The sequence below is a fragment of the Paenibacillus sp. B2(2019) genome (assembly GCF_008370385.1).
Taxonomy (GTDB): Bacteria; Bacillota; Bacilli; order Paenibacillales; family Paenibacillaceae; genus Paenibacillus_AQ.
The window spans coordinates 265,531-282,817 of record NZ_VTZR01000011.1 but is presented as its reverse complement, the minus strand read 5'-3'; the positions used below and the strand labels follow the sequence as shown (position 1 = coordinate 282,817).

The 17,287-nt window shown below is 44.0% G+C and carries 14 protein-coding genes and 11 tRNA genes; 24 read left to right on the top strand and 1 reads right to left on the bottom strand.

What is annotated here, in order from left to right:
* Window position 1 precedes the first annotated feature (1 nt).
* The 11 genes from PAENI_RS09570 to PAENI_RS09520 all read left to right on the top strand — a co-directional run bounded on the left by PAENI_RS09570 (window position 2) and on the right by PAENI_RS09520 (window position 1,012).
* Window positions 2-79: transfer RNA gene (locus tag PAENI_RS09570), tRNA-Asp, on the top strand.
* 7 nt (window positions 80-86) lie between these two features.
* Window positions 87-162 (top strand) — tRNA-Phe (locus PAENI_RS09565).
* A gap of 20 nt (window positions 163-182) precedes the next feature.
* Window positions 183-258 (top strand) — tRNA-Thr (locus tag PAENI_RS09560).
* Between the two features lie 5 nt (window positions 259-263).
* Window positions 264-349, top strand: a tRNA-Tyr gene (locus PAENI_RS09555).
* An 8-nt stretch (window positions 350-357) separates the two neighbouring features.
* Window positions 358-431, top strand: a tRNA-Trp gene (locus PAENI_RS09550).
* 36 nt (window positions 432-467) lie between these two features.
* Window positions 468-543 (top strand) — tRNA-His (locus tag PAENI_RS09545).
* 40 nt (window positions 544-583) lie between these two features.
* Window positions 584-656 (top strand) — tRNA-His (locus PAENI_RS09540).
* Window positions 657-677: 21 nt separating this feature from the next.
* Window positions 678-752: transfer RNA gene (locus PAENI_RS09535), tRNA-Gln, on the top strand.
* 6 nt (window positions 753-758) lie between these two features.
* Window positions 759-833, top strand: a tRNA-Gly gene (locus PAENI_RS09530).
* Window positions 834-845: 12 nt separating this feature from the next.
* Window positions 846-919: transfer RNA gene (locus tag PAENI_RS09525), tRNA-Cys, on the top strand.
* Between the two features lie 14 nt (window positions 920-933).
* Window positions 934-1,012: transfer RNA gene (locus PAENI_RS09520), tRNA-Leu, on the top strand.
* A gap of 130 nt (window positions 1,013-1,142) precedes the next feature.
* Here PAENI_RS09520 and PAENI_RS09515 read toward each other — a convergent pair.
* Window positions 1,143-1,892, bottom strand: coding sequence for an AraC family transcriptional regulator (locus PAENI_RS09515; RefSeq protein WP_042191790.1), 750 nt, complete (start codon window positions 1,890-1,892; stop codon window positions 1,143-1,145).
* Window positions 1,893-2,218: 326 nt separating this feature from the next.
* Here PAENI_RS09515 and PAENI_RS09510 point away from each other — a divergent pair, with 326 nt between their 5' ends.
* The 13 genes from PAENI_RS09510 to PAENI_RS09450 all read left to right on the top strand — a co-directional run bounded on the left by PAENI_RS09510 (window position 2,219) and on the right by PAENI_RS09450 (window position 17,215).
* Window positions 2,219-3,358 (top strand): BMP family ABC transporter substrate-binding protein, encoded by a 1,140-nt coding sequence (locus PAENI_RS09510; RefSeq protein ID WP_076285326.1) that lies wholly within the window; start codon window positions 2,219-2,221, stop codon window positions 3,356-3,358.
* Between the two features lie 101 nt (window positions 3,359-3,459).
* Entirely contained in the window at window positions 3,460-5,022 is a 1,563-nt protein-coding gene (locus PAENI_RS09505) for an ABC transporter ATP-binding protein (RefSeq protein WP_149645072.1), read from the top strand.
* Window positions 5,015-6,061 (top strand): ABC transporter permease, encoded by a 1,047-nt coding sequence (locus PAENI_RS09500; protein ID WP_042131006.1) that lies wholly within the window; start codon window positions 5,015-5,017, stop codon window positions 6,059-6,061. The genes PAENI_RS09505 and PAENI_RS09500 overlap by 8 nt, the downstream gene beginning before the upstream one ends.
* Window positions 6,058-6,996 carry an ABC transporter permease gene (locus PAENI_RS09495; RefSeq protein WP_042131005.1) on the top strand — a complete coding sequence of 313 codons (939 nt, stop codon included), beginning with the start codon at window positions 6,058-6,060 and terminating at the stop codon, window positions 6,994-6,996. The genes PAENI_RS09500 and PAENI_RS09495 overlap by 4 nt, the downstream gene beginning before the upstream one ends.
* A 44-nt stretch (window positions 6,997-7,040) precedes the next feature.
* Complete coding sequence (locus tag PAENI_RS09490; protein ID WP_076285325.1) at window positions 7,041-7,994, top strand: nucleoside hydrolase; 954 nt, start codon at window positions 7,041-7,043, stop codon at window positions 7,992-7,994.
* A 3-nt stretch (window positions 7,995-7,997) separates the two neighbouring features.
* Complete coding sequence (locus PAENI_RS09485) at window positions 7,998-9,395, top strand: ADP-ribosylglycohydrolase family protein (RefSeq protein WP_149645071.1); 1,398 nt, start codon at window positions 7,998-8,000, stop codon at window positions 9,393-9,395.
* Window positions 9,396-9,771: 376 nt separating this feature from the next.
* A complete protein-coding gene (locus PAENI_RS09480; protein WP_076285323.1) occupies window positions 9,772-10,533 on the top strand; it encodes a methionine ABC transporter ATP-binding protein in 762 nt (253 codons plus the stop codon).
* A complete protein-coding gene (locus PAENI_RS09475) occupies window positions 10,526-11,188 on the top strand; it encodes a methionine ABC transporter permease (protein ID WP_149645070.1) in 663 nt (220 codons plus the stop codon). The genes PAENI_RS09480 and PAENI_RS09475 overlap by 8 nt, the downstream gene beginning before the upstream one ends.
* A gap of 71 nt (window positions 11,189-11,259) precedes the next feature.
* Complete coding sequence (locus PAENI_RS09470) at window positions 11,260-12,087, top strand: MetQ/NlpA family ABC transporter substrate-binding protein (RefSeq protein WP_149645069.1); 828 nt, start codon at window positions 11,260-11,262, stop codon at window positions 12,085-12,087.
* Window positions 12,088-12,271: 184 nt separating this feature from the next.
* Complete coding sequence (locus tag PAENI_RS09465) at window positions 12,272-12,946, top strand: ABC transporter ATP-binding protein (protein ID WP_042191775.1); 675 nt, start codon at window positions 12,272-12,274, stop codon at window positions 12,944-12,946.
* A complete protein-coding gene (locus tag PAENI_RS09460) occupies window positions 12,946-15,444 on the top strand; it encodes an ABC transporter permease (protein ID WP_149645068.1) in 2,499 nt (832 codons plus the stop codon). The genes PAENI_RS09465 and PAENI_RS09460 overlap by 1 nt, the downstream gene beginning before the upstream one ends.
* A gap of 65 nt (window positions 15,445-15,509) precedes the next feature.
* Complete coding sequence (locus PAENI_RS09455) at window positions 15,510-16,187, top strand: response regulator transcription factor (protein ID WP_149645067.1); 678 nt, start codon at window positions 15,510-15,512, stop codon at window positions 16,185-16,187.
* 2 nt (window positions 16,188-16,189) lie between these two features.
* On the top strand, window positions 16,190-17,215 hold the full coding sequence (locus tag PAENI_RS09450) for a sensor histidine kinase (RefSeq protein WP_188114515.1): 1,026 nt from the start codon (window positions 16,190-16,192) through the stop codon (window positions 17,213-17,215).
* Window positions 17,216-17,287 lie beyond the last annotated feature (72 nt).

Sequence of the window (17,287 nt, the reverse complement as noted above, 5' to 3'; positions counted from 1 at the left end):
TGGAACCGTGGTGTAGTTGGCCTAACATGCCTGCCTGTCACGCAGGAGATCGCGAGTTCGAATCTCGTCGGTTCCGCCATTTTCTTGGCTCGATAGCTCAGTCGGTAGAGCAGAGGACTGAAAATCCTCGTGTCGGCGGTTCGAATCCGTCTCGAGCCACCATATAGTATACAACTTAATATGCCGGTGTAGCTCAATTGGTAGAGCAACTGACTTGTAATCAGTAGGTTGGGGGTTCAAGTCCTCTCGCCGGCACCATCTTTGGGGGATTAGCGAAGTGGCCAAACGCATCAGACTGTAAATCTGCTCACGTACGTGTTCGGTGGTTCGAATCCATCATCCCCCACCATTTTTTTTAGGGGCATAGTTTAAAGGTAGAACAACGGTCTCCAAAACCGTTGGTGTGGGTTCAATTCCTGCTGCCCCTGCCAATCTTTATCTAAAGTCTTTCTCTAAAGTTTAATATGGCGGTCGTGGCGAAGGGGTTAACGCACCGGTTTGTGGATCCGGCATTCGTGGGTTCAAGTCCCATCGGTCGCCCCATTTACTTTAAGAAGAACAGCAACAATATTAGTTTAATATGGCGATTGTGGCGAAGTGGTTAACGCACCGGATTGTGGTTCCGGCATTCGTGGGTTCGAGACCCATCAGTCGCCCCTTTTATTTTAAAATGTTATTGGGGATTAGCCAAGCGGTAAGGCAACGGACTTTGACTCCGTCACGCATAGGTTCAAATCCTATATCCCCAGCCATTTTATGCGGACGTGGCTCAGCGGTAGAGCATCGCCTTGCCAAGGCGAGGGTCGCGGGTTCGATTCCCGTCGTCCGCTCCAAAGTTTTCATATGGCGCCATAGCCAAGTGGTAAGGCAAAGCTCTGCAAAAGCTTTATCCCCAGTTCAAATCTGGGTGGCGCCTCCATTAATTTCATATGTGCCGGCGTGGCGGAATGGCAGACGCGCTCGACTCAAAATCGAGAGGGAAACCGTGGAGGTTCGAGTCCTCTCGCCGGTATATCAAAAAGGTTTGTAAAGTCGCTTGTATAAGCAACTTTACAAACCTTTTTTCTTTGTCTTTGAGCTTTATTCCTAAGCCGTTGAATTAGAGGCGTCTCTAATCAACGGCCTTTTTGTGTGGAGTTGTTTTATTGACTGCTTAGTCGGAATGCTCGTGGGGTGAGACCAATTTCACGTTTAAACATATTGCAGAATTGGGCGTCATTCACAAATCCAGCAGCAGCTGATACTTCAGAGATATGCATTTGGGTATGTTGCAAGAGAGACTTTGCATAATCCAGACGTTTCAATAGTAGATAGCGCAGAGGTGAAGAACCGAATCGCTCTTTAAATAAATGGCGGAAACGATCATAGCTGTATCCAGACATCTCAGAAAGTGTTGCGACCGATAGCTTATGGCGGTAATGCTCATTCATATAGTTTAGAACATATTGGACTCTGTCTTCCGTTGGTGATTGAAACCCAGAGGCGCTAAGAAGCCGTATCAGATGAACAGTGATTTCGCTCATTTGAAGGTTCAATAGTTCAGAGAATCCATCTTGTTTGCGCGTAAACTCTGCTTTCATTCGAAGCAAGATCTGTAGAACAGTATGGTCTTTATCATCTTCATATACGCCTTGCAAATTCTCCATATTTGGGTGATTTGAATGGAAGCCTACAAATAGTATAGTAGCATCCTCGCGATGGTTCTCGTCATGTTTATGATTGGGTGGTATCAGCGCGAATGAAGAAGAACGAAAATGATAACTTCGCGAACCTACATTGGTAGTTCCTAATCCGTTTAAATAATAGACTAGTTCATAACATTCATGCTGGTGTGGTGGAATATAGGTATTAACCTCATGTGCTGCATTTACAATATATAGAACACGATCCATGATGAGCCTCCAATAATTATGTTTTAGCCGAATCGTACAAAATTATGACCGAAATCATATAATTATTTTCATTAATATTTGATATGATCGTATCAATAAATCCGAAGATTAGCAACCTGACTGGCCATCTCGTTCGGAAATTAGTCGGATTATTCGTAAAAATTATAATTTTCTCTCTTTTTTTGAGTGTATTCGTTAAAATCATTAAAATTTTGACAATGTTACATGAAAAATGAGAGTTTCCATCTAAATCGTGAAATATACAACGGACTAAGAAGGAGAATCTCTCAAATTACTAACCAACTATAAATAGGGGGAATAGAAAAATGAATAAGAAAGTTCTTTCTTTGTTGTTACTAGTAGTAATGGTAATGGTCACAGCCTGTGGAAATAATACGTCGAGTAATGGATCTTCCGCGAATGCAGGATCTAACGCAGCTGAAGGTGGAGAAACAGGTTCAGGGGATAAACTCAAAGTTGTACTTCTGATTCCAGGAACGCTTGGAGATAAATCTTTCTTTGACTCTGCGAATAGCGGTTTGCAAAAGGTTAAGGATGAGCTGGGTGCAGAAACAAAAGTTGTAGAAATGGGTGTCGATAAAACGAAATGGGAGCCTACGTTTAACGATATCGCCGCTGAGGACTGGGATGTTATTATTTCTGGCGGATCGGAAATTACAGAGATGTTTAATGCAACGGCTGAATTATATCCTGACAAAAAGTTCATTAACTATGATACCGATATAGATGAAGCACCAGAGAATATGTACAACATGTCTTATGCAACAAATGAAGTATCTTTTCTAGCAGGTGCTGTAGCGGCGCTAGCTACACAATCGGATATGGAAAATGCTAATCCTGAGAATGTGATCGGTTTTGTAGGCGGCATGGACATTCCAGGAATTAACGCTTTCTTGGTAGGCTACATTCAGGGCGCTCAATATGTTGATCCTGATGTGAAGGTCGCAGTATCATATGCTGGTGATTTCGTTAACCCGGCTAAAGGCAAGGAGCTTTCGCTGATTCAATATAACTCCGGTGTGGACGTTATTTTTAACGTGGCTGGGGGTACAGGTCTTGGAATCTTTGACGCAGCTAAGGAGAAGAAGAAATATGCTATCGGTGTAGACTCCGATCAGGCGATGTTGCTTAACGATACAGATAGCGAAAAAGCAAACTTGATCGTTACTTCTTCTATTAAAAAGATTGATAGTGCTATTCTGGGTGCCGTGAAGAGATTACAAGACGGTACACTTGAGATGGGTAAACGTGATGTGTTGAGCTTTGTAGATGATGGTGTAGGCATTGCAGAGAATGAGATCTATAAAAATATCTTCCCTGCCGATCTTCAGGCTAAAGTTGAAGAAGTGAAGCAAAAGCTGATCAATAAAGAAATTACAGTAGATAACGCGATGGGAATGGAAACCTCTGAAGTAGAAGCCATTCGTAACGCAGTTAAGCCTTAAGTGTAGCTATAAAGTGATAAACCTACAGTTGGAGATTCTTCTTTAGAAGAATTCCAGCTGTATATTTTTGCAGACCTCCAAGTCGAAAGGCGTTGAGACCTATGAACAAAGCACTGCTGGAAATGCGGGGAATTACCAAGGTGTATCCCAATGGTGTCGTTGCAAATAAAGACGTGCATTTTTCTTTACGTGAGGGAGAAATTCATGCGATTGCGGGCGAGAACGGCGCTGGTAAATCAACTTTAATGAAGATCATGTTCGGCATGGAAGAGCCTAGTGAAGGTGAAATCTTTATCAAGGGTGAAAAAGTGAAGCTGCAATCTGCTCAGGATGCCATTGATAGAGGGATTGGTATGGTTCACCAGCATTTTATGCTGGTCCCTTCTTTTACGGTAGCAGAGAACATGGTGCTGGGCATGGAACCTCGTAAGGGCGTTGGCATCAATTATGCAAAAGCTGTACGCATGACCGAAGAGACTGCGAAGAAATACAATCTGGCAGTGGATCCAAAAGCAAAAGTGGAGGATCTCACGGTTGGTATGAAGCAAAAGGTTGAAATTCTGAAGGCGCTGCTGCGTGGTGCAAAAATCCTCGTTCTGGATGAGCCGACCGCAGTGTTGACCCCACAGGAAACAGAGGAATTGTTCCGGGAGCTTAAGCAGTTAAGAGAGCAGGGTCATACGATTGTTTTTATTTCACACAAGTTGAAAGAAGTTAAAGCGATCTGTGACAGAATTACGATCATGCGTAGTGGACGTAGTGAAGGTGTCTTCCAAACAAAGGATGTCACGGAGCAAGAAATCTCACGCCTTATGGTGGGCAGAGACGTCGTGTTGAAATATGACAAGGAGATTCTGTCTATTGGGGAGCCGGTACTCACTGTGCAGGGCTTAGGTGTAAATGATGCACACGGCAAAGCGTTGCTAACAGATATCAACTTTGCAGTACGCGGGGGACAAATTATCGGGATTGCTGGTGTAGAAGGGAATGGGCAGACACAGCTCATTGAGGCTCTTACGGGTAGCCTAAGAGGGGTCTCAAGCCAAGGCTCTGTGCTAGTGAAGGGAAAAGATATTCGTGAATCGGATATTTTAGATATTCGTAAGCTAGGCGTTTCCTATATCCCAGAGGATCGGATGCATCAAGGGATAGCCAGTGATGCGAGCATAGCGGATAATCTGCTGTCCACTCAGTATCGTACAAAAGCTATGAATAAAGGTCCCTTTTTAAATGGATCACGAATTGCCAAGCTTGCAGTATCACTTGTAGAAGAATTTAAAGTCCGCTGTTCGGGACCTTCTCAGCCAATAGGTATGTTATCAGGTGGTAACATGCAGAAGGTTGTCGTAGCTAGAGAGTGTTCTACAGAACCGCAACTGCTTATTGCAGAGCAGCCGACACGGGGCGTGGATATAGGAGCGGCGCAGTTCATACATCAAAAGCTGTTGGAGCTGCGCTCAGACGATTGCGCTATTTTGCTAGTGTCAGCAGACTTAAATGAGATCTTGGAGATCAGCGATAGTCTACTAGTGATGTATGAAGGAAAGATTGTTGCCTTTTTCGAGGAGCCTTCCAAGGTTAGTGAAGAAGAATTAGGGCTTTATATGCTAGGGATTCATCGACAGGACGAGGAGCAAATCAGGAGGGCCGTAAATCATGTTTAAAGTAAAATATTTTGAATACATTCGAACATCGGCAGTAATCGTAATTGCACTCGCTATTGCTTTTCTGATCATCTCATTGGTCAGCAATCAGCCGGTGAAGACGATTGGGATATTCCTATTTGAGCCGCTATCCAGTAAAGGTCATATCGGTAATGTGATTGAGATGGCCATTCCGCTCATGTTCACTGGGCTAGCAGTTTCTTTGTTGTTCCGGGCAAATATGTTCAATTTGGGAGCTGAAGGGATTTTCTATTTCTCCGGTGTTGTAACTTCCGTGTTGGCTATTCATTTAACGCTGGACGGGTGGCTTCATCCGATCGTAGCTATTGCTGCGGGTTCTATTGTTGGTGCGTTGCTCTCGGCAATACCCGGGATCCTCAAAGCCAAATGGAATGCCAATGAGCTGGTTACATCCTTGATGTTCAATAATATTTTGTTTGGTGTAGGTTTATATCTACTGAACTATCACTTACGTGATGCAAAAGCATTTGCCAATGTATCCTACAAATTCGAGAAAACGGCACTGCTGAGTAAAATGGTACCTGGCACCCGTATTCATACCGGACTTATTATCGTTATCGTGCTTATTATTGCAGCGCATTTATTCCTATACAAGACTAAATGGGGATATGAGCTGCGAATGACAGGCATCAACCGGAACTTTGCACGTTATTCAGGCATGAAGACCGCGAAGGTTATTATACTGGTTCACTTGATTGCTGGTTTTATCGCAGGAATGGGTGGTTCCGTAGAAGTGCTAGGGATGTACAATCGATTCCAATGGACATCGTTACCAGGTTATGGCTTAGATGGTGCTCTTGTAGCGATGTTAGCCAAGAATAATCCGCTATCCGTAATCGGCGCTGCATTGTTCCTTGCATATATCCGGATCGGAGCCGACATGATGGCACGTCTATCTGATGTACCTTCAGAGATGATTTCTATTATACAGGCGATTATCATTCTTCTGATTTCGGCTGAACAATTTCTGAAGTTCTGGAAAAATCGGATGCTCTTGAAGGAGGCGAAGGAAGCGTGAACAGCTTGTTTGATGTAATTTTTACGACTGACTTTGCGTTTTCTGTTCTTCGAGTGACGACACCGATTCTATTCGCCGCATTGGGAGCGTTAATCTCTAATAGGGCTGGTATCATCAACATTGGTATGGAAGGCATCATGCTTGTCGCGGCGTTAGCCGGTGTCATTGTAAGCAGCTACACGCATAGTGCGTGGGTAGGTTTACTTGGGGCTGTGATGTCCGGAACACTGATCGCTGGAATATTAGCTTTTTTCACACTGAAATTTAAAACACATATCATTCTCGGCGGCGTAGCTATTAATATGTTCGCTTCGGGAGGAACCGTGTTTATTCTTTATCTGCTGAGTGGAGACAAGGGTTCTTCTACTTCTCTAGCGAGTAAAGTGCTACCTAGTGTAGAAATTCCTTTGCTGAAGGACATTCCGGTGCTGGGGCCTATTCTATCAGGACATCACATTTTGACGTATGTATCTATTATTGCTGTGTTTGTTGTCTACTATCTCTTAAACCGTACACCGCTTGGTCTGCGCATTCGTTCAGTGGGTGAAAATCCACATGCGGCTCAATCTGTGGGAGTAAGTGTTGTGAAAATACAGTATATGGCTTTGCTGCTTAGTGGATTTTTCGCTGGTTTGGGTGGAGCTTACATGTCGATGGGTTACCTGTCACTGTTCACTCGCGATATGATCGCTGGTCGGGGCTGGATTGCGATTGCCGCAGAGTCTATGGGGAGAAGTACGACAGTGGGCACGGCACTGACCTCTCTATTATTTGGTACGGCAGACGCCTTGTCGAATGCGCTACAGGTCCTGAAGATTCCTGCAGAACTGATCGCGACGCTTCCTTATGTAGCAACGGTAATTGGACTAGTGATCTATGCCGTATCTGAGACAAGGAAAAAGAATAAAAAACTTAAAAGCCCGCTAGTGAAATAGCGATAGGAGTAACGAGGATTTATACAACTAAGGAGTGAATGACTATGCGAACACCTATTATTATTGACTGCGATCCAGGGCATGATGACGCAATCGCTATCCTGCTTGCAATAGCAAATTCGGAGAAGCTGGATCTGCGCGGGATTACAACGGTTGGTGGAAACCAGATCCTCGATAAAATCACAGAAAACGCACTTAAAGTGATCAGCTTTGTGAATGCTGATATTCCTGTAGCCAAAGGGGCTGCGGGTCCGCTGTTCGGCAAGCTTGTTACAGGTGAGGAAGCGCATGGTGAATCTGGCATGGACGGCCCATTATTGCCACCAAGTAAATTCCGGCCTGTAGAAGAAGGCGCTGTGGAATTCATGCTGAATATTATCCGTTCTTCGGAGGAGAAGATTACGCTCGTACCGATGGCTCCTTTAACAAATATCGCCCTATTAATCACTGCTTATCCAGAGATTAAGGAAAGAATTGAAAAGATTTCACTGATGGGCGGAGGAATTTCTTATGGAAATGTAACCTCTACTGCGGAGTTTAACATCTATGTAGATCCTGAAGCTGCTCGTATCGTGTTTGAGTCGGGTATTCCGATTACGATGAGTGGTCTGGATGTGACCGATAAGGCAGCCATTTTCGAAGATGAGATCGTAGCATTGAAAGAGCGTGGGCCAGTGTCCACTATGGTCGGAGAACTGTTAGATTTCTATTCGATCTTCGGAAAGAAAATGGGCTATGTCGGTAGTGCACTGCATGATCCATGCGCCGTAGCTTGGCTCTTGCACCCAGAACTGTTTGAATCCGAGCATCTATATGTAACGGTAGAGACAGAAGGTAAGCTGACGCGGGGAATGACGGTTGCAGACAAACGAAAGAAGACGGATCGCCCAGCGAATGTAGAAGTCCTGGTGGGAGTAGACCGGGAAGCATTTATGAAGTTGATTTTTGATTCACTGGAAAAGCTAGATCAAGAGCTGCTTGCGGCTGAAGGGAACTAACCTATGGCAGGATGGGAGAGACTTCAGGAGACGGTTCAGTTTGAATTGGTTCAGCGTGGAGAAGAAGGCTGCAAGATTGAAGGCTTCGCGGATAAACTAGCCGCTGCAGGTGCCGATGAGATTAAGCTGATGCAAGTATACAACGAGTTGATGGAGCTCACGGTTGCTGAGGACTTTCCTTATGAAGAGCCGTCTTCACTGGAGGAGATTCGTCGTCTTCGTCCAGAAGGTCCACGTAAGCTTGAGGCTGACTGGAGCGAAGCAGAATGGAGAGATAAGTTCTACGGAGCTTGGCTAGGTAGAAGCGTCGGTTGCGCACTTGGAAAACCACTGGAGTATTGGGACTACCTCTACGGTAAAGATGGACGTCCGGGCTGGGAGAATATTGAGCTGTGGTTCCGGGGTGCGGATGCATGGCCAATTACTGGTTATACGCCAGGGCACTCACGGGCAGAAGCAGAATATGGTCTTGGTTTAAGTGATTGGACGTATGCGAGTACCAGCGAGACTATTAAGTTTATGGAGAGCGATGATGATATTCGTTACACGATACTGGGCCTTATGCTGCTGGAGCAAAAGGGGCTGAGCTGGGATTCTTGGGATATCGGGAAGCTCTGGCATAAACATCTGACATACGCTCAGGTATGTACGGCAGAGACACAGTCGTATATGAATTTTGCGCAGGAAACGTCTCATCTGCATGGTGAGAAGCCTGCGGATTGGCTGGCGCGGCAGGAAAGAGTGCGGATGCACTTGAATCCCTACCGGGAGTGGATTGGTGCGGCTATACGCGCAGATGGACTGGCTTATGGTGCAGCAGGCCATCCTGAGCTTGCAGCGGAGTTAGGCTGGCGCGATGCTTCTTTTTCACATGTGAAGAACGGAATCTATGGTGAGATGTTTAATGCGGCGATGATTTCGGCTGCTTTTGCTGAAAAAGATAACGAGCGTATTCTTGAGATTGGTCTTAGTGAGATCCCTAGTACTAGTCGCCTGGCAAGTGACGTTCTACGAGGTATAGATATTGCGCAGAAGGCCAAAAGTGAGCGGGAGTTGGTAAGTAAGATTTGGGATACATTCAGCCACTATGATGCGGTGCACACCAATAATAATGCTGCTCTTGTAGCTGCTTCGCTGGTCTATGGCGGGAATGATTTTGAAAAAGCGGTCGTTACATCCGTTTACGGAGGAATGGATACAGATTGTAATGGTGCTACAGTGGGTTCTATTATGGGAGCGAAGCTTGGAGCAAGTGTGTTGCCGGCTTCGTGGATTGAACCGCTCCATGATACGCTATATGCGGATCTACCTGGTTTTCATCCGATAGCGATTTCGGAATGCGCAGAGCGCAGCTATCAGGTCTTCTTGAAGATTCGAGGAGAGCTTGGCGAAAAGTCTTAGATCAAGGATTACGAAAAGAATGAAAGGATGTCTTAAGCTATCGAGCTTAGACATCCTTTTTTTTTCGTGGCGATCTAGTTCTTGAAATAGATGTAACAGCGGGTTTAGGAGTTAGGTAACAGGAGAATCCTGATTTGAAGAGGGATTAAGCTCGGTCATTTATTGGGAGATAAGGACGTAAAAATAGTCCGATATAATGGGCTTTTATTCTTTAATCCTTTTAATCTGATATATTACTAAAATAAAAATGATGACACAGAACATAAAATGCCTTATTATTTAAAGAGATTTTTAGTAAAACAGTTTTTAAATAATTATAGTACAAACCTTGGCTTAGAAGGTTTCAGAATAAACGGAAAGGAAGGGGGAGTTTGCAATCCTATCGCTGAGTCGGGTGAGTAAAGGATTCAAGCTGAAGGACGGCACATATCAGGCGGTAGATGATGTATCGCTTGATGTGAAGAAGGGATCGATTCACGGGATTATTGGTGAAAGCGGGGCAGGGAAATCCACGCTGCTACGATTGATTAATCTGCTGGAAAAGCCGGATCAAGGGACAGTTACCGTAGAAGGGCATAATTTAACCGAAATGCCGAGTAAACAGCTACGGAAAGCTAGGGAAAAGATTGGGATGATTTTTCAGCAATTTAATCTGGTCAATAACGTCACGGTAAGCCGCAACATTTCGATCCCTCTGGAACTGGCAGGGGTGCCGAAGCGTGAACGGATGAAGCGGGTGAAGGAATGTCTCGATTTTGTCGGATTGGCTGATAAGGCAGAGCAATATCCCGCACAGCTAAGTGGAGGACAGCGACAACGTGTGGCGATCGCCCGGGCTCTTTCGAACAGTCCAGGACTATTGCTATGTGACGAACCAACATCCTCACTAGATCCAGGAACAACTGCGGATATTCTAGACGTCCTGAAGCATATTAATGGGGGCCTTGGGGTTACGGTAGTGATTGTTACGCATGAGATGGATGTTGTCAAAAGCATATGCACTCACGTATCGGTGATGGAAAATGGTCGAATCGTAGATTCATTCTCACGCCAAGATGGTGATTTCCGGCCTGCTGCAGTCCGTACTGGATCTTACCGAGATCAAATTCTGGGTAAAGCGGGGGAAACGCATGTTTGATAGTGTACTTCAATATCAGGCACAGATGTGGGAATCGATCGGAGAAACTTTTATAATGGTCGGTATTTCTGTGGGTGCCGCACTGCTGCTGGGGCTTCCGCTCGGGACGTTGTTGTTTTTTTGCCGAAAAGGACAGCTCTATGAGAATAAAACATTGTCACTGGTACTCAACAGCATCGTAAATATTATCCGTTCATTTCCATTCCTGCTGCTTGTGGTTGCACTCATTCCGGTCACTCGTTTCCTCGTCGGAACTGCGATTGGAACAATGGCTGCCACGGTTCCGTTATCCATTGTTGCCATTGCTTATTACTCTCGTCTGGTGGAGCAGTCTTTGCTGGAGGTTCCTAAAGGAGTCATAGAAGCGGCGTTGTCTATGGGAGCCTCGAAGCTGGGGTTGATCTTTAAGTTTCTGTATGTAGAGGCTCGTTCGGGTCTAGTGCTCGGACTTACTACCTCCACCATTAGTTTTATCTCTTACTCGACCGTAATGGGGGTTGTTGGAGGGGGCGGGGTTGGTGATTTTGCGATCCGTTACGGATATCAGCGTTTTGAGACTGAAGTGATGATCTATGCGATTGTTGTGATGATTGTATTGGTTCAGTTGGTTCAATTCACAGGAGGTACGATCTCACGGCTGATAGATAAGCGTTAATCGTTCAACCTGTACATCAAATTTTGTAATACAAAATGATTGAATATATAAACTGGGGGTTAGTTGTAGTAATGAAAAAATTAATGATAGTTGTGCTTATGTTAATGGTATTGGTCGTAGCGGGTTGTGGCTCTAATAAAGCAGCCGAGAACAATTCTGCAAAAGGTAGCGATGAGCTAACGAAATTAAAGATTGCTACTTTGATTCCACCAATGACGGAAATTCTGGATATTGTGAAGCCACTTCTGAAGGAAGATGGCATTGATCTTGAAATCGTTGTGCTGTCTGACAATGTACAGCCTAATGAGGCTTTGGCGAATAAAGAGGTAGATGCTAACTTTTTTCAACACGTTCCTTATATGAAGCAGTTTAATGAAAGCAAAGGCTCCAATCTAGTAGAGGTACAGCCTGTCTACGACGCTATTTACGGTGGATACTCCAAGCGTTACAAGAATGTTGCGGATCTGCCGGAAGGCGCAACACTAGTAATGGCTAATGACCCTTCAAATATCGGCCGTTCTTTACAAATGTTCGCTGCAGCTGATTTGATTAAGCTAAAAGAAGGTGTAGGCATCAAGGCTACACAAGCAGACATTACTGAGAATCCAAAAAACTTTAAGTTTGAGGAAGTAGATCTATTGATGTTGGCCCGTATGCTGGATGATGGAGATCTAGTGGCAATGACTCCGGCTTATGCCAGCCCGCTTGGATTGACACCAAAGAAAGATGCACTGATTACTGAAGGCGCGGATTCTGAATTCACGATCACCTTGGTTGCGCGTGAAGACAACAAGGACTCTGATGCGATCCAGAAGCTAGCTAAACGGATTAGCGGACCAGAAGTGAAGAAATTCCTTGAAGATAACTATGCGGATATTGCATTGCCTGCTTTTAAATAAGCTTAAATAGTTAGATTAGTAATTCAACGAGACTTGTCCATTATGGGCAAGTCTTTTTTTACATATCAGAAAGTATGTATCGGGAGGCCCCACTTTGTGGGGATATTTTGGTGTGTCACTAGAATGTAAGAACTGCTCTATATAATGGGTTGTAGAATAACAAAGCGGAATGGAGATGGGAAATATGTCTGTACTCAGCGCAATTAATCTCACAAAACATTACGGTAAGGGTACTAACCTGGTCAAGGCACTGGATGGTATTAACGTAGAGGTACACAACGGTGAATTTATAGCGATTGTCGGGACTTCAGGAAGTGGCAAATCAACGCTCTTACATATGCTAGGCGGGCTTGATCGGGCGACAGAGGGTCAGGTGATCATAGATGGTAAAAATATTTTTGGGATGAAGGATGATGAGTTGACGGTATTTAGAAGAAGAAAGATCGGATTTGTGTTTCAGAACTATAATCTAGTGCCGATTCTTAATGTATACGAGAATATTGTGTTGCCCATAGAGCTGGATGGAAACAAAATAGACAAGGATTTCGTGGATCATATTGTGAATACGTTAGGTCTTTCGCAAAAATTGGACAACCTCCCTGGTCAGCTTTCAGGCGGTCAGCAGCAAAGGGTAGCCATCGCACGGGCCTTGGCAGCTAAACCTTCCATTATCCTAGCAGATGAACCTACAGGGAACTTGGACAGCATCACTAGCCAGGAGGTCATTGGATTACTCAAAGTAACAAGCAGACAGTTTAATCAGACGATTCTAATGATTACTCATAATGAAGAGATTGCTCAGCTTGCAGACCGGACCATCCGGATAGAGGACGGTAAAATTACTGGAGGGGCATTGTGATGATGTTTCCAAACAGTAATAAGCCCGTTGTTAAAAAGCTGACGAGCAGAAGCCTGAAAGCCAATCGGACCCGAAATCGTTTTGTGATTCTGGCCATCGTGCTTACTACCTGGCTCATTACTTCTTTTTTTAGTATTGGACTGAGCAACTATAAGACCTTCGAAATGCAGCAATTGAAAATAAACGGAACCATGGCGGATGTCTACTTAACCTCCCCGTCAGAACAACAAATGAACAAGTTAAAGGAACTCACCTATATTAAGACCATCGGACTTCAGTCCAGAGTAGGTAATGTGATCAATACGCCAGAAATTGGAGATCTTAATTTAGCTCTGCTCTGGTATGACTCTACAGAATGGACAGAGATGCGTAAGCCAGTGATCGATGGTCTAAAGGGAACTTATCCAGATAAGGAAAATGAAATCGCCGTTCCTTTATGGATATTACAGTCAATGGGGATGGATGATCCACAGATTGGTATGAGCTTGCCGTTAACTTACTCTGTTACCCGCGATGGGGTGAAATCTCAGCAAAGTAGCAATTTCATACTAAGTGGATGGTTTACCGATTACAGTCATGTTCGAACCGGAAATTCTGGAGCTATGCTGGTATCGGGGGCTTTTGCTACAGCTCATGGCGTAGATCTTAAGAATCCCAAAAATGCCACTATTCTATTTAATGAGAAAAATACGGATGTACTTATCTCACGTTTGCAACAGGATATTCCTTTGGGAAAAAATCAAAAGCTTGAACCTGTCTCTAACCAATCGTCTACCTCTTCGGATAGAACAGCAACTTTGATTGGTTACGCTGGAATTATATTATTTGTTATGTTGAGCGGATATTTATTGATTTATAATGTGCTTTATATTTCTGTCTCACGGGATACAAGGTTCTACGGTCTGCTTAGAACGCTAGGAACTACACAACGGCAGATTAAAAAAATAGTTAGGGCACAGGCTTCACGGTTAGCACTTATCGCTATACCACTGGGACTTGCCGCAGGAGCTGTGACTTCCTTCGTAATGGTGCCGCTGGCTATGAGTACAATGGATTTGGATACGGGCGTGGTGATTTCTTTTCACCCGTTAATCTTTATTGGAGCTGCGTTGTTTGCTTGGTTGACCACCATGTTTAGCGCTATCAAACCTGCCTCTATCGCTGGCAAAGTTTCTCCAATAGAAGCGGTGAGATATACAGGGACGATGATTAAAGCTAAGACGAAGCGGGGAACTGGCGGATCTAAGCTGCACCGACTGGCTTGGCGTAATATTTTTAGAGTGAAAAAACGGGCGATGGTTGTATTTCTCTCTTTATTTCTGGGACTGACAACTTTTCTGGTGATCAATACACTTGTGCTTAGTATGAGTACAGATCATTTTATTGCTGAATACATGGATAACGATTTCACGCTGTCCAATCAAACGATGTCCTTTGGATTTGAGGGGGAAGAGAAAGCCAAGATTACAGGGGATATGATCAAGGAAATTCAGGATATAAAGGGAGTAAAAGAGGTCTTCAAAGCTTATACTGGGATAGGTCAGATCAAGTATGATCCTGAGGTGTTCAGTAAGTATGTGGATGAATTCGCAAAATCATATCACACAGATCGCCCTACCGACGAACAATTGGCTGAGCCTCAAAGCATGTTCTCAATGGCCGATGTTGTTGGGGTAGATTTAGATCAGGTCAAGAAGATGGAAGAAAAATTAGGAATCACTGTGGATATGGAACGTTTTGAAAAGGGTGAGATTGCCTTGCTGGACAATTTTAGTCTCGGTGGTATTAAGATTGGAGATAACTTTCAAATTAGTCCTATAAATAGCGATGCAGCACAATCTTTCGAAATTGGAGGGCTTGCTGATTTCAGCTCTCTAGGGTCGTCACACTTTGTAGCTCCGAATGTATACATTAGCCATACTGCTATGGAGAAACTCATGAATGACCCACTTATAAGTAAAGTATATATTAATGCAGACCCAAAAGACTGGAAGCCGATTACCGATCAATTGGAAGGACTCATCGGCGGAGATGGTGAGCTGAAGCTGGAGTCGAAGCTGTATATGGAAAAGTTCATGGAATCGGCTAAGCTAACCTTTTACATTATGGGTGGCGGAATTGCGCTCATTCTAGCGCTGATTGGAATTTTGAATTACGTTAATATTATGTATACAGGGGTTGTAGCTCGGAAGCTGGAGTTCGCAGTGATGGAGAGCATCGGGATGACCTCTAAGCAGATGAGAAAGCTGTTGCTGTTTGAAGGGGCAGGTTATGCGATCATATCGACACTGCTAATCTCAACAATAGGCACATTAATCAGTTACGGTGCTTATAGCCTGTTTAGCCAAGAAGCTACTTATGCTGTGTTTAGCTTCCCAACCCTTCCGCTTTCTATTGCAATTGTACTCGTTTTTGCGGTTTGCCTGAGTGTTCCGCTTATTGCTTATAAGCAAATCAAAAAGGACAGCATTGTGGAACGTCTGCGGCAAATGGAATAGAGCTAATTAATTAACAGCGTAGCCTTCCTCTGCTTGTTACAATGATAAGTATAGAGGTGAGTTTAATGACAACCATTCTAATTGTAGAGGATGACCGTCTCTTAAACGAGGGGCTGAAGTTCATGCTTGCAAAAGAAAACTATAATATTATTCAGGCCTATTCTTTTCAGGAGGCGGCTTCTAGAATTCAGGATCAGACCATCAGTCTGGTCCTTTTGGACATTAACCTCCCAGATGGGAGTGGTCTTGCACTGTGCCAGGAAATTCGGCGAACGAGTTCCATTCCGGTTATATTTCTAACTGCCAACGATACTGAGCAGGATATGGTAGCTGGATTTGGGCTAGGAGCTGATGATTATATTGCGAAGCCATTTAGCATGGTCGTACTTTTGCAGCGTGTTAAGGCTGTTCTTCGACGAACAGGCACTGATGGGGGCTCAGAGCTGTTTCAATACAAGGATATTACAATTAACTCAGTCAAAATGAAGGTTTACAAATATGGACAAGAGATAAAACTAACCACCAATGAGCATCGTCTCCTTGCTATCTTAACCGAGAATAGCGGTCAGGTTCTAACTCGGAGGTTAATGCTGGAGAAGCTATGGGATATAGAAGGTAATTTCGTGGATGAGAATACGCTAAGCGTAAATATTCGTAGGTTACGGGCCAAAATTGAGGATGATCCTAAAGATTGTCAATACATTAAAACTGTATTCGGTATTGGCTACACATGGGGAGAGTAAGGATGAAGAACCCTTTTAGAAAAATTATTTGGAGCTCGTTCACCCTTTTGGCAGTAGTCGTTGTGTTGTTTGTATCTATGCTTATCTATTATAAGCCTGAGAAGCATGTAGTTATTGGATGCGTGGTGTTTATTAGCGTGATGGCTCTGCTGTTTATAAGTTTTGTGCTCGCGCTTCGTAAAGAAATGCTAAACACGCTATCTTCATTGTCGGGATTGATTCAAGATCTTATCAATGGACAAATGACTCAGATGTTCCCGGTACAGAAGGATACACTCCTCTCTAAATTACAGCATCAGGTTATTCAATTATCTGAGCTGTTGTCTTCGCAGAAGCAGCGCTACCGTGAAGAGAGTCAAGAAGTCAAAACATTGATCTCTGATATCTCTCATCAACTGAAGACCCCTTTAGCCAATTTAGGGATGTATAACAGTCTTCTTATGGATGAAGGGCTCCCCGCTGAAACACGCAGTGAATTTACCCGCCATATGGGTAGTCAGATTGAGAAGCTGTCTTGGCTTATGGAGAATCTGATCAAGTTATCACGGCTCGAATCCGGTATTATAGAGCTTCATGCTGCGGAGAAGCATAATCTTGAGAATACTGTGCTGTCAGCCATCAAACAGGCATTTCCAGCAGCCGAGCAAAAGAATATAGAGATCTTACTGGAAATGGATCAGGAGATTACGCTGCAACATGATCCCAAGTGGACGGGAGAAGCTATCTATAACATCATCGATAATGCTCTGAAATATACGCTCGGGTCCTGCAGTGTTAGAATTACGATTCGCAGATATGATCTTTTTGCAAGGATTGATATTGCTGATGGTGGAATAGGAATTCCTGTCACTGAGATGAATGACATTTTCAAACGATTTTACCGAGGAGCGGGTTGTAATGGAACAGAAGGTGTTGGTATAGGCCTTTATTTAGCCCGTAAAATTGTGACCGAGCAGGGTGGATATATAAAAGTGAGATCGGAGTTAAGTAAAGGAAGTGTTTTTTCTATATTTTTGCCGTTACGCTGATTCTGAATGTACTCGAAGCTTAGCCCCCTAAATTGGGGGTTTTTCTCATTAAAGTCGCTATTTCATGGAGGA

What these genes read in the sequence shown, in the direction of transcription:
- PAENI_RS09490 (WP_076285325.1), top strand. Translation starts at nt 7,041, where the DNA reads ATGCGAACACCTATTATTATTGACTGCGATCCAGGGCATGATGACGCA.
- PAENI_RS09465 (WP_042191775.1), top strand. Translation starts at nt 12,272, where the DNA reads ATGTCTGTACTCAGCGCAATTAATCTCACAAAACATTACGGTAAGGGT.
- PAENI_RS09460 (WP_149645068.1), top strand. Translation starts at nt 12,946, where the DNA reads ATGATGTTTCCAAACAGTAATAAGCCCGTTGTTAAAAAGCTGACGAGC.
- PAENI_RS09510 (WP_076285326.1), top strand. Translation starts at nt 2,219, where the DNA reads ATGAATAAGAAAGTTCTTTCTTTGTTGTTACTAGTAGTAATGGTAATG.
- PAENI_RS09485 (WP_149645071.1), top strand. Translation starts at nt 7,998, where the DNA reads ATGGCAGGATGGGAGAGACTTCAGGAGACGGTTCAGTTTGAATTGGTT.
- PAENI_RS09515 (WP_042191790.1), bottom strand. Translation starts at nt 1,892, where the DNA reads ATGGATCGTGTTCTATATATTGTAAATGCAGCACATGAGGTTAATACC.
- PAENI_RS09450 (WP_188114515.1), top strand. Translation starts at nt 16,190, where the DNA reads ATGAAGAACCCTTTTAGAAAAATTATTTGGAGCTCGTTCACCCTTTTG.
- PAENI_RS09475 (WP_149645070.1), top strand. Translation starts at nt 10,526, where the DNA reads ATGTTTGATAGTGTACTTCAATATCAGGCACAGATGTGGGAATCGATC.
- PAENI_RS09470 (WP_149645069.1), top strand. Translation starts at nt 11,260, where the DNA reads ATGAAAAAATTAATGATAGTTGTGCTTATGTTAATGGTATTGGTCGTA.
- PAENI_RS09505 (WP_149645072.1), top strand. Translation starts at nt 3,460, where the DNA reads ATGAACAAAGCACTGCTGGAAATGCGGGGAATTACCAAGGTGTATCCC.
- PAENI_RS09455 (WP_149645067.1), top strand. Translation starts at nt 15,510, where the DNA reads ATGACAACCATTCTAATTGTAGAGGATGACCGTCTCTTAAACGAGGGG.
- PAENI_RS09500 (WP_042131006.1), top strand. Translation starts at nt 5,015, where the DNA reads ATGTTTAAAGTAAAATATTTTGAATACATTCGAACATCGGCAGTAATC.